General features: G+C 71.9%; 20 protein-coding genes. 9 read left to right on the top strand and 11 right to left on the bottom strand.

The features are described from left to right. The first annotated feature begins 39 nt into the window (after window positions 1-39). Together FXO23_RS04445 and FXO23_RS04440 are read left to right on the top strand one after the other, a co-directional pair. Window positions 40-1,233 carry an MFS transporter gene (locus tag FXO23_RS04445; protein WP_158881048.1) on the top strand — a complete coding sequence of 398 codons (1,194 nt, stop codon included), beginning with the start codon at window positions 40-42 and terminating at the stop codon, window positions 1,231-1,233. 90 nt (window positions 1,234-1,323) lie between these two features. Next, window positions 1,324-1,842 (top strand): TrmH family RNA methyltransferase, encoded by a 519-nt coding sequence (locus FXO23_RS04440; RefSeq protein WP_158881046.1) that lies wholly within the window; start codon window positions 1,324-1,326, stop codon window positions 1,840-1,842. 8 nt (window positions 1,843-1,850) lie between these two features. On the opposite strand, the gene FXO23_RS04435 is transcribed toward FXO23_RS04440, so the two are convergent. Then, window positions 1,851-2,039 (bottom strand): DUF1918 domain-containing protein, encoded by a 189-nt coding sequence (locus FXO23_RS04435; RefSeq protein WP_158881044.1) that lies wholly within the window; start codon window positions 2,037-2,039, stop codon window positions 1,851-1,853. 155 nt (window positions 2,040-2,194) lie between these two features. Between FXO23_RS04435 and asnB the strand changes: the two genes are divergently transcribed. The 5 genes from asnB to FXO23_RS04410 all read left to right on the top strand — a co-directional run bounded on the left by asnB (window position 2,195) and on the right by FXO23_RS04410 (window position 7,211). Continuing rightward, a complete protein-coding gene (asnB, locus tag FXO23_RS04430) occupies window positions 2,195-3,703 on the top strand; it encodes an asparagine synthase (glutamine-hydrolyzing) (RefSeq protein WP_158881043.1) in 1,509 nt (502 codons plus the stop codon). A gap of 85 nt (window positions 3,704-3,788) precedes the next feature. Further along, window positions 3,789-4,433: a spermine/spermidine synthase domain-containing protein gene (locus FXO23_RS04425; protein ID WP_158881041.1), complete on the top strand. Its 645-nt coding sequence runs from the start codon at window positions 3,789-3,791 to the stop codon at window positions 4,431-4,433. An 83-nt stretch (window positions 4,434-4,516) separates the two neighbouring features. Continuing rightward, window positions 4,517-4,777 (top strand): Prokaryotic metallothionein, encoded by a 261-nt coding sequence (locus FXO23_RS04420; RefSeq protein WP_158881039.1) that lies wholly within the window; start codon window positions 4,517-4,519, stop codon window positions 4,775-4,777. A gap of 126 nt (window positions 4,778-4,903) precedes the next feature. Beyond that, window positions 4,904-5,917, top strand: a complete 1,014-nt coding sequence (locus tag FXO23_RS04415; protein ID WP_218951896.1) for an rRNA adenine N-6-methyltransferase family protein — start codon at window positions 4,904-4,906, stop codon at window positions 5,915-5,917. A gap of 109 nt (window positions 5,918-6,026) precedes the next feature. Continuing rightward, window positions 6,027-7,211, top strand: a complete 1,185-nt coding sequence (locus tag FXO23_RS04410; protein ID WP_246256903.1) for an aminotransferase-like domain-containing protein — start codon at window positions 6,027-6,029, stop codon at window positions 7,209-7,211. Between the two features lie 39 nt (window positions 7,212-7,250). Here FXO23_RS04410 and cobF read toward each other — a convergent pair whose 3' ends face one another. Genes cobF through cbiE form a run of 3 tightly spaced genes read right to left on the bottom strand, consistent with a single transcriptional unit; the run spans window position 7,251 to window position 10,010 of the window. After that, window positions 7,251-8,015: a precorrin-6A synthase (deacetylating) gene (gene cobF, locus FXO23_RS04405; protein WP_158881037.1), complete on the bottom strand. Its 765-nt coding sequence runs from the start codon at window positions 8,013-8,015 to the stop codon at window positions 7,251-7,253. 21 nt (window positions 8,016-8,036) lie between these two features. After that, entirely contained in the window at window positions 8,037-8,780 is a 744-nt protein-coding gene (gene cobM, locus FXO23_RS04400; protein ID WP_158881035.1) for a precorrin-4 C(11)-methyltransferase, read from the bottom strand. Between the two features lie 12 nt (window positions 8,781-8,792). After that, window positions 8,793-10,010, bottom strand: coding sequence for a precorrin-6y C5,15-methyltransferase (decarboxylating) subunit CbiE (gene cbiE / locus FXO23_RS04395; protein WP_158881033.1), 1,218 nt, complete (start codon window positions 10,008-10,010; stop codon window positions 8,793-8,795). A gap of 48 nt (window positions 10,011-10,058) precedes the next feature. Here cbiE and FXO23_RS04390 point away from each other — a divergent pair, with 48 nt between their 5' ends. Both FXO23_RS04390 and FXO23_RS04385 read left to right on the top strand, forming a co-directional pair. After that, window positions 10,059-10,844 (top strand): helical backbone metal receptor, encoded by a 786-nt coding sequence (locus tag FXO23_RS04390; protein WP_343034449.1) that lies wholly within the window; start codon window positions 10,059-10,061, stop codon window positions 10,842-10,844. Beyond that, window positions 10,841-11,398 carry a cob(I)yrinic acid a,c-diamide adenosyltransferase gene (locus FXO23_RS04385; protein ID WP_158881031.1) on the top strand — a complete coding sequence of 186 codons (558 nt, stop codon included), beginning with the start codon at window positions 10,841-10,843 and terminating at the stop codon, window positions 11,396-11,398. The genes FXO23_RS04390 and FXO23_RS04385 overlap by 4 nt, the downstream gene beginning before the upstream one ends. Window positions 11,399-11,400: 2 nt before the next feature. Here FXO23_RS04385 and FXO23_RS04380 read toward each other — a convergent pair whose 3' ends face one another. The 7 genes from FXO23_RS04380 to FXO23_RS04350 form a co-directional block, all read right to left on the bottom strand. Next, window positions 11,401-11,601: a DUF397 domain-containing protein gene (locus FXO23_RS04380; protein ID WP_158881029.1), complete on the bottom strand. Its 201-nt coding sequence runs from the start codon at window positions 11,599-11,601 to the stop codon at window positions 11,401-11,403. A gap of 144 nt (window positions 11,602-11,745) precedes the next feature. Beyond that, window positions 11,746-11,946 (bottom strand): DUF397 domain-containing protein, encoded by a 201-nt coding sequence (locus FXO23_RS04375; RefSeq protein ID WP_158881027.1) that lies wholly within the window; start codon window positions 11,944-11,946, stop codon window positions 11,746-11,748. 19 nt (window positions 11,947-11,965) lie between these two features. Continuing rightward, a complete protein-coding gene (locus FXO23_RS04370; RefSeq protein WP_246256901.1) occupies window positions 11,966-12,808 on the bottom strand; it encodes a helix-turn-helix domain-containing protein in 843 nt (280 codons plus the stop codon). Window positions 12,809-12,919: 111 nt separating this feature from the next. Continuing rightward, window positions 12,920-14,977, bottom strand: a complete 2,058-nt coding sequence (locus FXO23_RS04365) for a cobyric acid synthase (protein ID WP_218951895.1) — start codon at window positions 14,975-14,977, stop codon at window positions 12,920-12,922. A 24-nt stretch (window positions 14,978-15,001) separates the two neighbouring features. Continuing rightward, complete coding sequence (locus FXO23_RS04360; RefSeq protein WP_158881023.1) at window positions 15,002-16,516, bottom strand: precorrin-2 C(20)-methyltransferase; 1,515 nt, start codon at window positions 16,514-16,516, stop codon at window positions 15,002-15,004. 94 nt (window positions 16,517-16,610) lie between these two features. Continuing rightward, entirely contained in the window at window positions 16,611-17,237 is a 627-nt protein-coding gene (locus FXO23_RS04355) for a precorrin-8X methylmutase (RefSeq protein ID WP_158881021.1), read from the bottom strand. Further along, on the bottom strand, window positions 17,234-18,457 hold the full coding sequence (locus FXO23_RS04350; protein WP_158881019.1) for a precorrin-3B synthase: 1,224 nt from the start codon (window positions 18,455-18,457) through the stop codon (window positions 17,234-17,236). Before FXO23_RS04350 ends, FXO23_RS04355 begins: the two co-directional genes overlap by 4 nt. Window positions 18,458-18,507: the final 50 nt, after the last annotated feature.

The raw sequence follows: 18,507 nt of genomic DNA, 5'->3' as shown, positions 1-18,507 counted from the left end.
GATCATCGAAGTTTGATACTCGTCGAACAAGGGGATTCGATGCCTGGCTCTTCCTCCCGTACCGGGGTGCTCGCGCTCGGTACGTTCGCGGTTGGCACCAGCGGCTACGTGGTCGCCGGCCTGCTGCCCGCCCTCACCGGCGAGCTGAAGGTGTCCGCCGCGGCCGCCGCCCAGCTGGTCACCGCGTTCGCCATCGCCTACGCCGTGGGCTCGCCGCTCTTCGCCGCGCTGACCGGTCGCTGGGAACGGCGGCGGCTGCTGGTCGCCGCACTCGGCGTCACCGCGCTCGGCAACGTCCTGGCCGCGCTCGCACCCGGCTACGCGCTGCTCTTCGGCGCGCGCATGATCACCGCGATCGGCGCGGCCGTGTTCACCCCGGCGGCCAGCGCGGTGGCCGCCGAACTGAACCCGCCCGAGCGCCGCGGCCGCGCGGTGGCGCTGGTCTTCGGCGGGCTCACCATCGCCACGATCCTGGGTGTCCCGCTGGGCAGCCTGCTCTCGCAGTTTCTCGGCTACCGGGCGGTGTTCGCGCTGGTGGCGGTGTTCTCCCTGCTCGGGGCGGTCGCCGTGCGGCTCCTGCTGCCCTCGGTCGCCGCGCCGCCACCGGTCCGGTTCGCCGACCGGTTCACCGTGGCCCGGGACCCGCGCGTGCTCGCCCTGCTGTCCGCGACCGTGCTCGGCTGCCTCGCCGCGTTCAGCGTCTACACCTTCATCGCGCCGGTGCTGGCGGCGACCGCGGACATCCACGGGACGACGGTGAGCGTGCTGCTGTTCTGCTACGGCGTGGGCGGCGCGATCGGCAACGTGCTCGGCGGGCGGGCCACCGACCGCTGGGGTTCGCGCGGGCCGCTGCTCGCGGTGTTCGGCGGCATCACGGTCGTGCTCGCGCTGCTGCCGGTGCTGGCGACCTCGATCGCCGGGGCCGCGATCGCGCTGTTCCTCTGGGGCCTGGCGACCTGGACGATCAACCCGCCGGTGCAGCACCGGCTGATCGAACTCGCGCCGCGCACCTCGGGCCTGCTGCTCTCGCTCAACGCCTCGGCGATCTACCTGGGCGTGGGGCTGTCCGGGGTGGTCGGCGGCCTGGTGCTGTCCTCGGGCGGGCCGACGCTGCTGCCCGAGGTCGCGGCGGTGCTGACCGCGCTGGGCCTGGTGGCGGTGGTGCTCGCCTGGCGGCTGCGCGCCAGGCCGGGCGCCGCGCAGGCCACCGAGGAGGTCGCCGTCGCCGGGTAGACTCCGGGACACCTACGTCGATGGCCCGCGCACGCCGCGAAGTGCGCCGATCATGTCTCGACCTTCCGGAGGCGCCAAGCCTCATTCCCGGTGAGCCCGGCGATCCGGGCACGCACCCCGGCCGAACTCCGCAAGGCAAGGCGGCGGCGAGCGCACCCCTGCTGGGGGCATCTCGTCGCCGCCCCCTTGTGGCCGCTCCACGGCGCGAATCTGGGCACGCTCTTGCGGACGTGCGACGCCGCGGGCGCGTGCCTCGCGGTGCCCCGGTTCCCGTGGGTTCCCGAGGCGCTGCGACGGGGTAACACCCTGCGACGGCCGGCGTGCGTGCACTGGGTGAACGACCCGATCGGCTGGCTCGCCGCCGAACGGGCGGCCGGGAGCGCGGTCGTCGGGGTCGAACTCGCCGACGAGGCCGTGCGCCTGGCCGACCTGCCGATGGCCCGGCGCCGCACGATCGCCCTGCTGGGCCACGAGCAGCACGGCATCCCCGCGGACGCGCTGGACCTGACCGACACCGTGGTGGAGATCCCGATGCTCGGCACCGGGTCCAGCCTGAACGTGGCGGTCGCGGGCAGCCTGGTGCTGTACAAGCTGGCCGGACTCGTGTGAGGGCGCGGCTACTTCGCCGGGGTCTCGACTTCGCAGTCGGGGCCGGGGAACACGAGCCGCTCGTGCCCGTCGTCGAAGCGGACCAGGTACGGCGGGCTGCCGTCCTCGCCCCGTACTTCGACGATCTCGCCCCGGCGATCGCCGGAACCCACCGTGCGGCCGTGCACGTGGATTTCGTCACCAACTGTCGCACGCATGCCGAATCACCTCCGCTACTCCAGGTTAGGAGCAGCGGGCCACGGCGTCGAGACCCCGGCAGCCGGGTGAACAACTGTGATAGTCGTCCGATTCCGCTCGAATCGATGAAGAAACAACTAAAATTGTCCGGCGACACCGAGGAGGTGCTCGCACCGTGTGCGGAATAGTCGCCGCAGTCGGCGATATCGATGTTGAGTTGTGCCGGGAAATGCTGGGCCGGATCAAACACCGCGGCCCGGACGACACCGGAGAAGTTCATCGGGGCAACGTCTGGCTCGGTCATCAGCGACTGTCCATCATGGACGTCGAGCACGGCCGCCAGCCGCTGACCAACTCCGACGGCACCACGTATCTGGTCGCCAACGGGGAAATCTACAACCACCGGCACATCCGGGAAGATCTCGGCCACGAGCTGTTCGAGACCGGTTCGGACAGCGAGGCCGCGCTGCACGCGCTGATCGTGGACGGGCCGGTGGGGCTCGCCCGGTTGCGCGGGATGTTCGCGCTGGCGTTCATGACCGCGGACGGCGAATTCCTGGTCGCCCGCGATTCGCTCGGGGTGAAACCCCTTTACTGGGCGCGGCGGGAAGGCGTCACGCTGTTCGCCAGCGAGTTGCGCGCGTTCGATCCGGCGGACCGGCCGCTGGTGGAGAGCTTCCCGCCCGGCTGCTGCTGGAGCCCCGCCGCCGGGCTGGTGCGCTTCGCCGACTCGGTCCCGGCGCGGGTGCGGCCGGCCCGGCGCGCCGAGGAACCGGGCCGGTGGGACGAGGCCCTGCTCAAATCGGTGCGCGAGACGATCGTCAGCGCGGTGGAGAACCGGATGATGAGCGACGTCGGCATCGGCGTGTTCCTCTCCGGCGGCCTCGACTCGGCGATCGTCGCCGCGGTGGCCGCGGAGTACGCGAAGCGGCACGACCAGCCGCTGCCGACGTTCGCGGTCGGCGCGCCCGGCAGTTCGGACCTCGCCGCGGCCCGGGTGGTCGCCGAGCACATCGGCTCCGAGCACCACGAGATCGTGATGACCCGCGAGGACGCCGTCGAAGCACTGCCCCGGGCCGTGCGCGCGATCGAGCACTACGACCCGTCGCTGGTCCGCAGCGCGGTGCCGAACCTGCTGCTCGCCGAATACGCGTCGAAACGGGTGCACGCGGTGCTCACCGGGGAGGGCGCCGACGAGCTGTTCGCCGGGTACACCTACTACCACGAGGAACCGTTCACCGATCCGGACGCGCTGCAGGCCGAACTGGTGCGCACGGTCCGCGAACTGCACCACCTCAACCTGCAGCGCTGCGACCGCACCACGATGGCGTTCGGCATGGAGGCCCGGGTGCCGTTCCTGGACCGGGACGTCATCGAGCTGGCGCTGTCGATCCCGCCCGAGCACAAGATGATCGGGCCGGGAGTCCCGGAGAAGAAGCTGCTGCGCGAAGCCTTCGAGGGCTGGGTGCCCGACGAGATCCTGTACCGCACCAAGGAGCAGTTCGGCGACGGTTCGGGCGCCAAGGACGTGCTGGAGGACGCCGTGTCCGTCGCGCCCGCGGTGGCCGGGGCCGCGGGAGTCGAACTGCGCACCAAGGAGGAGGCCGGGTTCTACGCGCTCTGGCAGGACGAGCTGGACGGCATCCGCCCGGACCGGACGCTCGGCCTGTTCGCGACCACCTGACCAGCGTCGGGTGTCATGAGGGGACCCCTCCTGACGAATTCTGTCCGGAGGGGTCCCCTCATGACAGGCCGGATAGCGTAGGCGGATGGCCGAGGTGTTGGACAGGGTCGACGGGGAGTGCGGCGAGCTGGTGCTGCGCCGGGTGGGCGCGGATTTCGAGGTGATCGCCAACGGGGTCTTCCTGATGGACACCCGCAACGGCGAGTCCGAGCGGTTGCTGGTGTCGGTGGCCGCCGATTTCGTGCCCGGGAAAGCGCGGATGCTGATCGGCGGTCTCGGGGTCGGCTACTCGCTGCGCGCCGCGCTCGATCACCCCGGGGTCGGCGAGATCGTGGTCGTCGAGCGGGAAGCCGCGGTGATCGGGTGGAACCGCACCGGGCCGCTGCGGGACGTGCACGGCGACGCGCTCGCCGACGACCGGGTGCGGGTGGTCGAGGCGGACCTGGTGGACTGGCTCGAGGAGACCGAGGAACGGTTCGACGCGCTCTGCCTCGACATCGACAACGGTCCACAGTGGACTGTTACCGAGGGCAACGCGGAGCTGTACGGGAAGGCGGGGCTGGACATGCTCGCCGAGCACCTGTGCCCCGGTGGGGTGCTCGCGGTGTGGAGCGCCGAGGCGAGCCCCGCGTTCACCCGGCGGCTGCGGGCCCGCTTCGGCCAGGTGCAGGTCCTCGACGTGCCGGTGCCCCGTGGCGAACCGGACGTGGTGTGGCTGGCGAGGGTGTGACACTCACTCGTCCGGGTTTCGCGAGTTGCCGGGCCCCGGGGCGCGGCGCACGATCACCGCAGGACCCCTGGAGAGGTGACGTGATGGCGAATTGCGTGGTCTGCGGCAACGACTACTGGATGTCGTTCGAGGTGCGCACGATGACCGGTGACGTGTACACCTTCGACAGCATCGAATGCGCGGCGCAGCGCCTGGCCCCGGAATGCGAGCACTGCGGGTGCCGGATCCTGGGCCACGGCGTCGAGGTGGAGGGCCGGTTCTTCTGCTGCGCGCACTGCGCCCGCGAAGGGGACGCGGGGTTGGGCGCGCAGATCCGGGACGCGGTGGGCGCGCATCCCCGCTGAGCCGTCAGCAGGGCGGGCAGGATTCTCTTGTCCGTCCGATGTGGACTGTCGTGTTCGGACTCCTGCTGGGCGCGCTGCTTCTGCTGTTCGGTGCGCAGCTGCCGAGTCGGACGAGGACAAATAGCGTTGACCACCGCCGACTCCACACCGGTCGCCAAACTGGCCGATCTGCTTGGTTCCGCGCTGCCCGAGCAGTGGCGCGACGCTTTCGCCGCGACACCGCGTGCCCTGTTCGTCCCTCGCCGGGCTTGGCAGGTGCGTGACACCGGCGCACTCGCCGAGATCGACCAGGACGCCGACCCGGAAGCGTGGGTGCGCGCGGTCTACTCCGACATTCCGATCATCACCCAGGTCGACGATGGCGCGGAGGATGGGGATGGCCGTTCCTCCTCGTCGTGCTCGATGCCGTCCGTGGTGTTCACCATGCTCGATCAGCTCGACGTGTCACCGGGTACGCGGGTGCTGGAGATCGGCACCGGCACCGGTTGGAACGCAGCCCTGCTGGCGGACCGTCTCGGCGCCGAGAACGTGGTCAGCATCGAGATCGATTTGGACACCGTGCCGTACAGCTGGGTCGAGCAGACCCGCCCAGACGGGCTGATCGTGGTCCCGTGGGGGCCGCCCATGGCCAACAGCCACCTCGTCCGGTTCGAGGTCGGTGCGGGCAGCGCGACCGGCACCATTGTCGAGTCGGCGAACTTCATGCGCCTGCGCTCGCAGCGCTGGAAAGTCACCGACGAACCCGACGATTTCGAGCAGATCGCCGTGGCGTCGCGCACCGACCTCGATCCCCGCACCGTGCTCGGGAACCACGCGAAACTGGCGGTCGCACTGCACCTCGGCGAATGCCGCGCCATATTCGACCAGCACGCGGACGGGGAAACGCTCTGGCTGCTGGCGGCGGACTCCTGGGCATCGGTATCCGGTGGTGAGGTGCGCCAGGCCGGTACCCGCGCGTTGTGGGACGAAGCCGAGGACGCCTACCGCTGGTGGCTGGAACAGGGCAGCCCGGTGCGGCCGCGGTTTCACATCACCGTCACCGCGGAACGCCAGTGGGTATGGCTGGACTCGCCGGAGAATGAGGTGCCGCGCGAGATCGACACCACGCCGAAAAGGCGTCGCGTTCCGCCGATGGGGTGAATTACGCTGTCGGCAGGCTCCTCGATCAGTGCAGCCGCATTCGCGGGCACCCGCGCCGCACCCGTGCGCCGTCCGTCCTTCTGCCGCAACGCTTTTCCCAGGAGTCGCCATGTCCTCACCCGTGCCCGCGCCCGCCCGCCGGATGGCCGGGGTCACCAGCTCACCCGTGCGCGACCTGCTCGCGCTCACCGCGCGGCCCGGGGTGATCTCGTTCGCCGGTGGCCTGCCCGCCCCCGAACTCTTCGACCTCGACGGGCTGCGGGCGGCGTTCGACCGCGCGCTGGCCGAGAGCCGCAGCCTGCAGTACTCGCCGACCGAGGGGAATCCCGCGCTGCGCGAGCACCTCGCCCGGCGGCTCACCGGCCGCGGACTGCCGACCTCACCCGCCGAACTGCTGGTCACCACCGGCTCCCAGCAGGCGCTCACGCTGATCGCCGGGGCCCTGCTCGATCCGGGCGCGGTCGTGCTCGTCGAGGAACCGGTCTACCTCTCCGCGTTGCAGAGCTTCCAGCTCGCCGGGGCGCGGGTGGTCGCGGTGCCCGGGGACGACGACGGGATCGATCCGGCGGCGCTCGCCCGGATCGCCGGACGCGAGCGGCCGACCCTGCTCTACCTGGTGCCGACGTTCTCCAACCCGACCGGCCGCACGCTCACCGAACCCCGGCGCCGGGCCGTCGCCGAACTGGCCGCGGCACACGGGTTCTGGCTCGTCGAGGACGATCCGTACGGCGAACTCCGGTACCGCGGCGAACCGCTCGCGCCGCTCGCCGCGCGGCCCGCGGCCGCCGACCGGACCCTCCACCTCGGGAGTTTCTCGAAGATCGGCTCCCCGGGGATGCGGCTGGGCTGGCTGCGCGCCCCGGAGGAGATCCGCGGCGCGCTGTCGGTGCTCAAGCAGGCCGGTGACCTGCACACCTCCACGGTCGACCAGGCCGCTGCCGCCGCCTACCTGGCGGCCGCCGACCTGGACGCGCACATCCGGACGCTGCGCGGCGCGTACTCCGAACGCCGGGACGCGATGCTCGCCGCGCTGCCCGAGGTCACCCCGCCGGGAACCACGTGGACCGATCCGGACGGCGGCATGTTCGTGTGGGTCCGGCTGCCGGACGGCGCGGACGCGGCGAGCCTGCTGCCCGCGGCGCTGGAGCACGACGTCGCGTTCGTGCCGGGGACGCCGTTCTACGTCGACGATCCCGATCCGGCGACGCTGCGGTTGTCGTTCACCACGCACACCCCGGACGAGATCGCCGAAGGCATGCGGCGCCTGGGAAAGGTGCTCACCGTTTGCACTTAGGTCGTGAGTGTTCAGGCCGGTTGGAACCGGCCTGAACACTCACGACCGGCGGCGGCGGAGGAGGTAGGTGTCCATGACCCAGCCCTTGCGTTCGCGGGCTTCCGCGCGCAGGGGCGGGATCTTCGCCCCGACCTCGGTCAGCGGTCCGGCGACGGTGATCTCGTCGGGCGAGCCGACGTAGGCGCCCCAGTAGATGTCGAGGTCGGTGTCTTCGAGCGTGGTGAACGCGCAGTGCGAGTCGAGCATCACCACCACGTCGTCCACGTCCGGCGGGAACCCGTCCGCCGCGAGCCGCCGCCCGGTGGTGATGTGCACCGGTTTGCCGATCTGGTTGATGCTCGTGCGGTGCGCGGCGACGAGCGCGGAAACGCTGCTGATCCCGGGAATCACCGCGTACTCGAACGCCACGTTCCCGCGCTGCCGCACCTGTTCGATCACCGCGATCGTGTTGTCGTACAAGGTCGGATCGCCCCAGGCGAGGATGCCGCCGACGCCGTCCTCGCCGACCTCGTCGCGGATCAGGCGTTCGTAGAGATCGGCCCGGCGCTGGTGCCATTCGGCCACGGTGGCCACGTAGTTCTCCGGGGTGCGGTCCCGGTCGGCGTCGACCGCCTGCACCACGCGGTAGTCCGGTTTCTCGACGTAGCGGTCCAGGATCTCCCGCCGCGCGTCGACCAGATCCTTCTTCGCGTCTCCCTTGTCCAGCAAGAAGAACACGTCGACTTCGTTGAGCCGGTTGATCGCCTGGATGGTCAGGTGCTCGGGATCGCCCGCCCCGATGCCGATGATGAGGATCTTCCGCATACCGCGCAGTCTCCCACGGATTCAGGTCCGGCAGCGTGAACTGGAGTACAGGTGGCTGTCCGGGAACTGCGCGGCGGCGAGCGCGCGCCCGACCACGATCACCGCGGTGCGCACGATGCCCGCCTCGGCCACCTGCCCGGCGATGTCGGCCAGGGTGCCGCGCAGCACGACCTCGTCCGGGCGGCTCGCGCGGGCCACCACGGCCACCGGGCAGTCGGCGCCGTACCGCGGCACGAGTTCGGCGACCACCTGCTCGATCCGTTGCACGGCAAGGTGCAGCACCATCGTCGCCTCGCTCGCCGCGAGGGTGTCCAGCGTCTCCTTCGCCGGCATCGGGGTGGCCCGCGCGGAAATCCGGGTCAGCACCACCGACTGGGACACCTCCGGCACGGTCAGCTCCCGCCGCAGCGACGCCGCCGCGGCCGCGAACGCCGGAACGCCCGGGACCACGTCGTAGGGCACGCCCTCGGCGTCCAGCCTGCGCTGCTGTTCGGCCACCGCGCTGTACACCGACGGGTCCCCGGAATGCAGCCGGGCCACGTCCTTCCCGGCCCGGTGCGCGGCGACGAGTTCGGCGACGATCTGGTCCAGGTTCAGGTTCGCGGTGTCCACCTTCCGCGCGCCGGGCGGGCAGTGGTCCAGCAGTTCCGGCGGCACCAGGCTGCCCGCGTACAGGCAGACCGGCGAGGACGCGATGAGCGCCTGCCCGCGGACGGTGATCAGGTCCGCCGCTCCCGGCCCGGCCCCGATGAAATGCACGACCATGCGCAATTCCCCCTAGCTCTTCTTGGTGATCGCCCACTGGGTGATCGGCATCATCGGCCGCCAGCCGGTGAAACCGCCCACCGGGGCCGCCCGGCTGATCGCGATGCGGACCAGGTCGCCGCCGATCCGCGCGTGCCAGTCGGCGACCACGGCCTCACCCTGCACGGTCACCGCGTTCACCACCAGCCGCCCGCCCGGCCGCAGCGCGTCCCAGCACGCCGGGAGCACGCCGGAGGTGGTGCTCCCGCCGCCGACGAAGATCGCGTCCGGCGGTTCGAGCCCGGACAGCACGTCCGGCGCGCGGCCCGGCACGATCCGCAACGCGGGCACGCCGAGCGCGGCCGCGTTGCGTTCGATCCGTTCCACGCGGTCCGCGCGGTGCTCGACGGCGATCGCCCGGCACGAGGGGTGGCTGCGCAGCCATTCGATCGCGATGCTCCCGGCCCCGGCGCCCACGTCCCACAGCAGCTGACCGGGCGCGGGGTTGAGCGCCGACACGGTCAGCGCGCGCACCTCGCGCTTGGTGAGCTGCCCGTCGCTTTCGAAGGCGTCATCGGGCAGGCCGGGGGTGCGGGTGAGCAGCGGGGTGCCGGGCGCGGCGACGCAGTCGATCGCGATCACGTTGAGCGCGTCGGTTTCGCCGTGCGGCCAGTCCGCCGCGGTGCCGGTGAGCACCCGTTCGGCCGGGCCGCCGAGCTGTTCCAGGACGGTGAGCGCGCTTTCCCCGTAACCCCGGGCGACCAGCAGTCCGGCGACCGCGGCCGGGGTGCTCCCGTCCGCGCTGAGCACCAGGATCCGGCGGCCCGGGGTGAGCGCGGCGTGCAGGGTCTCCAGCGGCCGCCCGACCACGCTGACCACCTCGAGCCCGTCCACCGGCCAGCCCAGCCGCGCGCAGGCCAGCGAGATCGACGACGGGTGCGGCAGCACGCGGAGCCGTTCGGGCCCGGTGAGCCGGGCCAGGGTCGCGCCCACGCCGAAGACCATCGGGTCGCCGCTGGCCAGCACGCACAGCTCCCGGCCGGCGTGTTCGGCGAGCAGCCCGGGCAGTGCGGGCAGCATCGGGGACGGCCAGCTCACCCGCTCACCGCGCACCTCGTCCGGCAGCAGCTCGAGCTGGCGGGGACCGCCGAGGATCACTTCGGCGGCGAGCACGGCCTCGCGGGCGGCGGGACTCAGCCCGGCCCAGCCGTCCGCGCCGATCCCGGTCACGGTCACCACCGGCTCGCCCATGATCGTGAGGCTAACCGAACCGGCGGCCCGATGGGTACGATCACCGGCGTGGCCGCTGTCCGTACCGAGGTGGACGACATGTCGTACACCGTCGGCATCCCGCGCGAGGTGCGGCGGGTGGTGTCGCTGGTGCCTTCGCTCACCGACGCCGTGGCCGCGACCGCGCCGGAACTCCTGATCGGCGCGACGACCTGGTGCACGCACCCGCCCGGCCTCGAGGTGGAACGCCTGCGCGGCACGAAGAATCCCAACGTGCGCCGCATCGTCGAGCTGGCGCCCGATCTGGTGGTGCTGAACAAGGAAGAGAACCGCAAACTCGACCACGAGCGGCTGGTGGCCGCGGGGATCCCGGTGTGGGTCACCGTGGTCGAGGACGTGGACACCGCGCTGCGTTCGCTGGAGCGGCTGTTCGCGCTCGCGCTCGGGGTGCCGGAGCCGGACTGGCTGGTCACCGCGCGCCGGGAACTGGGCGGCGCGCCGCCCGAACCGGTGGCCAGGGCGGTGATCTGCGTGTGGCGGGACCCGTGGATGGTGGTCGGGCGGGACAACTTCACCACCGATCTGCTGCGGCGGCTCGGGGTGGAGAACATTTTCGCGGGACACGAGGGCCGGTACCCGCACATGTCGCTGGACGAGATCCGGGCGGCGAACCCGGATCTGGTGGTGCTGCCCGACGAACCGTACGAGTTCGGCCCGGACGACGGCCCCGAGGAGTTCGGCGCCGCCGCCCGGCTGGTGAACGGGCGCAGCCTCACCTGGTACGGCCCGTCGCTGACCGACGCCCGGCAAGTTCTGAGCCGCCAGCTGTGGCCGATTGAGGAAAGGTGCCGATGAAGGTCTACACGCGCAAGGGAGACACCGGGGAGACCGGGATCTGGGGTGGCAAGCGCATCGGCAAGGACGAGGCGCGGATGGAGGCCATCGGCACGGTCGACGAGTGCAACGCGGCGATCGGCCTCGCCGCGACCGGCGACCTGCCGCCGGAGGTGGCCGAGGTCCTCGCGACCGTGCAGAACACGTTGTTCGTGGTGGGCAGCGAGCTGATGGCGCCCGAGCGCACCGGATCCGGGGCCTCGGTGCCCCGGCTGACCGGTGACGAGACCAGCCACCTGGAAACCGTGATCGACGAACTCGACGGCCGGAACCCGGAGCTGAAGAACTTCATCCTGCCCGGCGGCACGGTGGCCGCGGCGCAGCTGCACGTGGCCCGGGCGGTGTGCCGCCGCGCCGAGCGCCGGGTGGCCGCGCTGACCCGCGCCGAGGCCGAGGGGGTCAGCCCGGACGTGCCCGCCTACCTGAACCGGTTGGCGGACCTGCTGTTCGTGGTGGCGCGGTATGTCAACCACGTCGCCGGGGTTCCGGACGTGCCGTGGGCGCCGCGCGGCTGAGGTCACTCGGCGACGCTGCGCAGAAACGCCCGCCACGCCGTGCCGGTGCAGACCAGCGCGCCGCACTCGGGTCGCTTGGAGTCCCGGACGGCGACCGCGGGCTCGACGAACGCCACCTCGACGCAATTCTGCTGATCGGATACTCCGCCGGATCGGCTGCTCTTGCGCCATACCGCGGTGGTCAGTTCGGCGGCTGTCGGCATTGCCACTCCCTTCGGGGCCTAGCCCGAGCCCGCGGGGGGTCAGCCCGGACGTGGCCGCGTACCTGAACCGGTTGGCGGACCCCGCGCGGCTGAGGTCGTGCGTGGTGCGGCCGGTTCTAACCGGCCTGAACGCTCACGACCCCGTCACTCGGCGACGCTGCGCAGAAACGCCCGCCACGCCGTGCCGGTGCAGACCAGCGCGCCGCACTCGGGTCGCTTGGAGTCCCGGACGGCGACCGCGGGCTCGACGAACGCCACCTCGACGCAATTCTGCTGATCGGAGACGGGACCGGATCGGCTGCTCTTGCGCCATACCGCGGTGGTCAGCTCGGTGGCTGCTGGCATTGCCGCTCCCTTCGGGGCCTTAGAGTTCGGCGATCACCTCCTCGAGCGAGCGGATCGACTCCTCCGGGGTCAGAGCCGTCGCACATAGGTGATCGAATACCAGTCTAGTCTTTTTCACCCGATCGGGTTTGTCGATCCGCGAGGTGCCGCCTTCATGATCCACGTATCGCACATCGGGCTCATCGGGTTCGGGGAAGCTCAACACGGTGAACGCGCCGTTTATGGCGGCATGTGCGCCGACGCTTGCCGGGAGCACCTGGAGTGTCACGGTCGGCAGGCTGGCCATGGCGATGAGCCGCCGTAGCTGGTCCCGCATCACTTCGCGCCCACCCACCATCCGGCGTAGAGCCGACTCATCGATCACGGCGTGCAAGTGCAGCGGGCTTTCCGTGGTGGACAGGCGTTCCTGGCGAATGCGTCGCACGGTCACCAAGTCGTCGACCTTCGACTCCCGCAAGGCGCTGGGAAAACCGGCGAAGAGAGCGCGAGTGTATTCCTCGGTCTGCAACAGTCCGGGGATCGTGATTACCTCGAAGGTGACAACGTGAGTGGCTGCGGCTTCGTCTTCGACATAGCTGGGTTCGTTGGTGGGGCCGAGGTAGGCGTACCACCACCCTTTCTTCCGTGCCGCCCGGGAGAGGTCGAGCAGGCTGTCGTCGCGCTGGTCGTAGATGTCCATCATGGTGCGGATCAGGTGCACATCCGCCAGCGTCTCGCCGACCTCGATGCGGTGTAGGCTGGTGCGGGTCTTGTCCAGCCTGGCCGCGGCTTGGTTCAGGGTCATGTCCGCGCGCTCGCGCATCTCGCGGAGCTTGCGCCCCAGGCGGCGCTTCTGCCGATTGGGATTGCTCTTTCCGGACAACGCGGGGACCTCTCTGTGCAAGGGAGGCCCATTGTTGCAGTCGCCCCTGACAGAATCGGAATTTCCACCCCCACGCCGAAACCCGAAAATGCTGCCACTTTCGGGTGTTTTTCAGCCGAATACGATGCGTTCGATGGCGGCCATGTCCAGGTGGGTGGCCAGGGTGTCGGCGAGTGCGTCGAAGGTGTGTTCCAGTTCCTGCCGGGGATCCAGGCGCACGCCGAGGATCGCCTCGAGGGCGTTCGCGTTCTCGAACAGGCCGTGGAAGTACACGGCGAGCACGTTGTGCCGCACGAAACCCACGCCGCCCTCGACGATCTCCCGTTCGGAGATCGAATCGGTGCGGCCGTGGCGGATCTCGTAACCGTCCACTGTGTACTCAGACAGGCCCTGCCACGGGCCGTCCAGGCGGCCGAAGGTGAACCGGCCGTGCCGCTGGATCTTGTCGGCCTCGTAGACCGTGTTCAGCGCCAGCACGCCCAGCCCCTGGCCGGTGCCCTCGACCTCGGCGGCGTCGGTGAACGTCTCGCCGACGAGCTGCAGGCCGCCGCAGATCGCCAGCAGCCGCTTGCCCGACCGCGCGTACGCCCGGATCGCGCGGTCGAGGCCGGTTTCGTCCAGCCAGCGCGCGGACGCCGGGACGTCCTTGGCCCCGGGCAGGATCAGCAAGTCCACATCGGACAGATCGGCCGGTTGGCGGGCCCAGGTGACCTCGGCCGCGCCGGAGGTCGTGAGCGGGGTGAACTCGTCGAAGTTCGACATGCTGGGGTAGGCCACGACCGCGACCTTGAGCCCGGTGCCGGAAGTGCGGTGGACCAAGCTGTAGGAATCCTCTTCCGGCAGCGTGTACGGCACCTCCGGGATCACGCCGAGAGTGGGCAGCGCGGTCAGCCGTTCCAACTGGTTCCGGCCGGGCCGCAGCATCACCGGATTGCCCTTGGCGAAGAACCGGTTGATGATGAAACCCTGGAGCAGCGCGCGATCCTCGGCGGGCAGGATCTGCCAGGTGCCGTAGCAGTGCGCGATGCCGCCGCCGCGCGCGCCGTCGGTGGCCAGCAGGACCGGCGCCCCGACTTCGCGCGCCACCCGCATGTTCACGATGTCGTTGTGGTACTGGCCGGGTTCCGCGGGGCTGCCCGCGCCTTCCATGACCACCAGGTCGTATTCGTCGCGCAGGTCCCGCAGCGCGCGGCTGACCGCGGGCCAGGACGGCGGTTTCCGCAGCCGCCACGGGAGCGCGGACAGGGCGGCGTCGTACCGGCCGAGGACGAGCACGTGGCTGCGCCGGTCCTGCGGCTTGATCAGCACCGGGTTCATCCGCACGTCCGGGACCTGCCGGGCCGCGAGCGCCTGGATGTACTGCGCGACACCGATTTCGCCGCCGTCCACCACGCGCGCGTTGTTGGACATGTTCTGGCCCTTGAAGGGCGCGACGGTCAGCCCGCGATCGGCGAAGTAGCGGGCGAACGCGGTGACCAGGAACGTCTTCCCGGCGGAACTGTGCGTGCCGGAGATCATCAGCGTCCGCCCGGCGGGCCGCGTGCCACCGGGATGCAGCGGCCGCAGGCGCTCGACGCCGGGATCGGGGTTCTCGGCGGCTTCGGCGACCGGTTCGAGATCGGGTGCGCGGTGGGCCAGGACCAGCAGCGCACCGGCGCGGGTCACCGCCTCCGGGCCGAGCCCGTCCCCGGCCAGTTCGTCGGTGGGCACCGGGGCCGTGTCCACCGGCTCGAACGCGAGGGAACCGTGGTCCGCGACCAGGAAACCGACGAACTCGAAGGTGCCCGGATCGACCGCGGCCCGCTCGGCGGGGGACACCGCGAGCACGACCGGCGTCTCGGTCGCCCGCACGACGTCCAGTTCGTCCGCGGACAGCCCGCCGAGATCCGGGGACGCGGTGAGGGCCAGGACGGTCAGGTCACCGCCGTTGGCCGCGGCCGCCCAGTTGGTCACCGCGCGCCAGGGCTGCCCGGCCAGATCGGCGAGCGCGCCCGCGATGCCGCGCCCGGGATCCCCGCCGCGCAGCCGGTCCGCCGCCTCGGCGGTCGCGGCGTAGACGTGCACCTGGATGTCCCAGCGCGCCAGGTAACCGGCGAGCCCGCCGACGACCGCGCCGACCACCTCGGGATCGAACCCGGCCACCGCCAGCCGGGGAGACCTCAGAACCACGCGAATTCCCCCATTCTGGCCGGGCTAGTCCGGCGGGTACCGGCGAGGCGTGAACACCACGCCCGCGCCGTCGCGCTCCTCGGCGCGGGTCATCGACGAACCGATCAGCAGCAGGCACCGCATGTCCACTTCGGACGGTTGGAGATCGGCCAGCCGGACCACCTTCACGGTTTCCTCCGGGCCGCCGACATCGCGGCCGATGACCACCGGGGTGTCCGGATCCCGATGCTTCAGCAGCAGGTCGCGGGCCGCCTCGACCTGCCAGGTGCGGGTGCGCGAGGCCGGGTTGTAGATCGCGATCGCCAGATCCGCCTCGGCCGCCGCGCCCAGGCGTTTCTCGATGACGTCCCACGGTTTCAACCGGTCCGAAAGGGACAGCACGCAGTAGTCGTGGCCGAGCGGCGCGCCGACCCGGCTGGCCACGGCGTTCGCGGCGGTCAGCCCGGGCAGCACGCGCACCGGAACGGCCCGGTACTCCGGTTCGCAGGCCACCTCGAGCACCGCGGCGGCCATCGCGAACACGCCCGGATCGCCGGAGGAGACCACGGCCACCCGGGAGCCGCGCCGGGCCAGGTCCAGGGCGAAGGTGGCGCGTTCGGACTCGACCCGGTTGTCCGAGGCGTGCCTGCGCTGGCGCGGATTCACCGGGACCCGGTTCAGGTAGGTCTTGTAACCGACCAGCTCGTCGGCCTGCGCGAGCGCGGCCTGCGCCTCCGGGGTGAGCCATTCCCGGCCGGCCGGGCCGAGGCCGACCACGACCACCTCGCCGGTCTGGTCCCGTTCCGGCGCCGCGACCGCCGCGCCGGGGCGCGGGTTGTCCGCGTTGAGCGGGCTGGGCAGCAGCGCCAGCGAGAAGTACGGCACCGAGTCCGGATCGACGTCGGCCAGCGGTTCGGTGCGCTCCCGGTCGCTCGTCGCGCGTTCGACGTACCAGCCCTCGCCGAGGCGGCCCGCGCCCTCGAACGCCTCGCGCACCGGCGGGAACGTGCGGCCGAGTTTGAGCACGGCGGCGGCGTCGGTGTCCGCGAGCCGCCGCGCCAGTTCCTCCGGCGCCAGCGTGCCGGGCAGCACGGTGAGCACCTCGTCCCGTTCCACCAGCGGGCGGCCCAGGGCGGCCGACGCGGCGCTGACCGAGGTCACCCCGGGCACCACCTCGGCCGGGTACCGGTGCGCGAGCCGCTTGTGCATGTGCATGTACGAGCCGTAGAAGAACGGATCGCCCTCGGCGAGCACCACCACGTTCCGCCCGGCGTCCAGATGGGCGGCGAGCCGGGCGGCGGCCTCGTCGTAGAACTCGTCGATCGCCCCGCGGTAACCGTCCGGGTGGTCGGTGGTCTCGGTGGTGACCGGGTAGATCAGCGCCTCTTCGATCTGGCCTTCGCGCAGGTACGGTTCGGCGATCGCGCGCGCGATGCTGCGGCCGTGCCGGGCGCTGTGGTAGGCGACCACGTCGGCTTCGGAGATCAGGCGGGCGGCCTTCACCGTCACCAGTTCGGCGTCCCCCGGCCCGAGGCCGACACCGGAAAGCTTCCCCGTCATTCTCGCTCCTCCGCGGCTTCGCGCGCGTCCGCGATCGTGTCGCCAGGGCGCGCGTGGTGGTCGCTTTGGTTGCCGCGACTCGGCACAGTCTTGCTCACTCTTCTTCGCTCGCGATCGCGTTGACGGCGGCCACCGTGATGGCGCTGCCGCCGCGGCGGCCCCGCACGATGAGGTGGTCCAGACCGCTCGGATGATCGGCGAGGGCCTGCTTGGACTCGGCCGCGCCGATGAACCCGACCGGCAGGCCGAGCACCGCGGCGGGCCGGTCGGCGCCGTCCTCGATCAGCTCGAGGAGCCGGAACAGCGCGGTCGGCGCGTTGCCGACGGCGACCACCGCGCCGCCGAGCCGGTCGCGCCACAGTTCCAGCGCGGCCGCGGTGCGGGTGGTGCCCATTCGAGCGGCCAGTTCCGGCACGCGCGGATCGGACAGCGTGCACAGGATCTCGTTGTCCGCCGGGAGCCTGCGCCGGGTGATCCCGCTGGCGACCATGTTCGTGTCGCACAGCACCGGGGCCCCGGCCCGCAGCGCCGCCCGCGCGGCGGCCACCACACCGGGGGAGAACGCCACGTCCGGCGCCAGGTCGACCATCCCGCACGCGTGGATCATCCGCACCACGACCTGCGACACGTCCGCCGGGAAGCGGTCCAGCTCGGCCTCGGCGCGGATGGTCGCGAACGACCGGCGGTAGATCTCCGGGCCGTCCTTCAGATGGTCGATCACCGGCCCGCCCCTCGTGCCTGGGCGACCAGGGCGGACAGTTCCGCCGAGTCGCTCGTGCGCCCGTTCACCTCGTACCCCTCCCCGGTGGCCAGCACTTCCACCACGTCTCCCGCGGGCTTCCCGCAGCGCCGCGCGCAGCCCGCCCAGTGCACCGGCCGCCCGGCCACGCCGCTCGCGCGGACCACGCGGGCCGCGTCGGCGCGCACGTCGGCGAGCGATTTCGCGCACCGCGGCCGCCCGGCGCAGGCGGTCACGCCCACCCACGCCGAAGCCGGATCGGCGGGCAGGCCCGCTTCGGCCAGCGCCCGCGCGTGCCCCGCCGCCGCGGCGGGGTCGAGGTGGCCGAGCACGACCGACCGCCACGGGGTGATCGTGACCTCGCCGGTCTCGTCCAGCAGGCTCGCCTGCGCCGCGGTCAGCCGCCCGAGCGGGACGACCACGCCGAGCGAAACCCGGCCACCGGTCTCGTCCAGCAGCCCGATCGGCCGGTCCGCGCCCGCCGGGGCCGGGAAGTCCGCGTCGGCGGCCGGGAAATCGGGCTCCAGCCGGGCGCGCACCCGCGCCGGACCGTCCTCGAGCCCGGCCAGCCGCCACGCGTCCGAGGACTGGGCGGCCCGTTCGGCCAGGAAGGCGTGCGCCGCGGCGAGCAACGCGGTGACCGCGTCCGTCCGCGGCACCCGCAGCCGACTGTCCTTTCCGGACAGTACGAGCGCGGCGGTGTCCGCGTCGACCGGAAAGAGACCGAGATCTCCGTGCAGGGGAAGGATGTCGCCGGTGCCGTCGTCGAGGGCGAACAGGAAGCGGCCGGACAGCCCGGCGAGCTCCGGTTCGGCCCGCAGGCGCCGGTCCAGTTCGGCCACCACCGGCGCGACGTTCCAGCGGCCGGGCGCCCGGCGCCCGCTCAGCGGCGAGGCGACGATGTTGCGCACGCGTTCGTGCGAGGCCGAGGGCAGCAGCCCGGCGCCGGTCAGCCGGTCCGCGACCGTGCCGAGGGACCGTTCGTCCAGGGCGCGGAGTTGCACGTTCGCCCGGGAGGTGAGTTCCAGCTCACCGTCGCCGAATTCGGCCGCGAGCCCGGCCAGCACGCGCAGCTGCCCGCTCCGCAGCAGGCCGCCGGGAATCCGGACCCGCACGAGGAGGCCGTCCGCCGCCTGGTGCGGCCGGAGGGCGCCCGGGCAGGCGTCCTGTCGGACGTCTTCGGCAGGACGGGGAGTCGGCACTCGGCCCACCCTACCGGTTTCGCGCGGCCACCCCAAGATCGTTGTGCGGT

Source organism: Amycolatopsis anabasis (assembly GCF_009765355.1).
GTDB classification, from domain to species: domain Bacteria; phylum Actinomycetota; class Actinomycetes; order Mycobacteriales; family Pseudonocardiaceae; genus Amycolatopsis; species Amycolatopsis anabasis.
Note: the sequence above shows the minus strand (reverse complement) of the source record. Positions and strands in the feature narration are given on the sequence as shown.

Coding starts and splice junctions, on each gene's coding strand:
- cobM (WP_158881035.1), bottom strand. CDS start 8,780: ATGGTCGTGCATTTCATCGGGGCCGGGCCGGGAGCGGCGGACCTGATC.
- FXO23_RS04435 (WP_158881044.1), bottom strand. CDS start 2,039: ATGCGTGCGACAGTTGGTGACGAAATCCACGTGCACGGCCGCACGGTG.
- FXO23_RS04445 (WP_158881048.1), top strand. CDS start 40: ATGCCTGGCTCTTCCTCCCGTACCGGGGTGCTCGCGCTCGGTACGTTC.
- cbiE (WP_158881033.1), bottom strand. CDS start 10,010: ATGGGCGAGCCGGTGGTGACCGTGACCGGGATCGGCGCGGACGGCTGG.
- FXO23_RS04360 (WP_158881023.1), bottom strand. CDS start 16,516: ATGACGGGGAAGCTTTCCGGTGTCGGCCTCGGGCCGGGGGACGCCGAA.
- FXO23_RS04375 (WP_158881027.1), bottom strand. CDS start 11,946: ATGCCAGCAGCCACCGAGCTGACCACCGCGGTATGGCGCAAGAGCAGC.
- FXO23_RS04425 (WP_158881041.1), top strand. CDS start 3,789: ATGGCCGAGGTGTTGGACAGGGTCGACGGGGAGTGCGGCGAGCTGGTG.
- cobF (WP_158881037.1), bottom strand. CDS start 8,015: ATGCGGAAGATCCTCATCATCGGCATCGGGGCGGGCGATCCCGAGCAC.
- FXO23_RS04410 (WP_246256903.1), top strand. CDS start 6,027: ATGTCCTCACCCGTGCCCGCGCCCGCCCGCCGGATGGCCGGGGTCACC.
- FXO23_RS04380 (WP_158881029.1), bottom strand. CDS start 11,601: ATGCCGACAGCCGCCGAACTGACCACCGCGGTATGGCGCAAGAGCAGC.
- FXO23_RS04385 (WP_158881031.1), top strand. CDS start 10,841: ATGAAGGTCTACACGCGCAAGGGAGACACCGGGGAGACCGGGATCTGG.
- FXO23_RS04420 (WP_158881039.1), top strand. CDS start 4,517: ATGGCGAATTGCGTGGTCTGCGGCAACGACTACTGGATGTCGTTCGAG.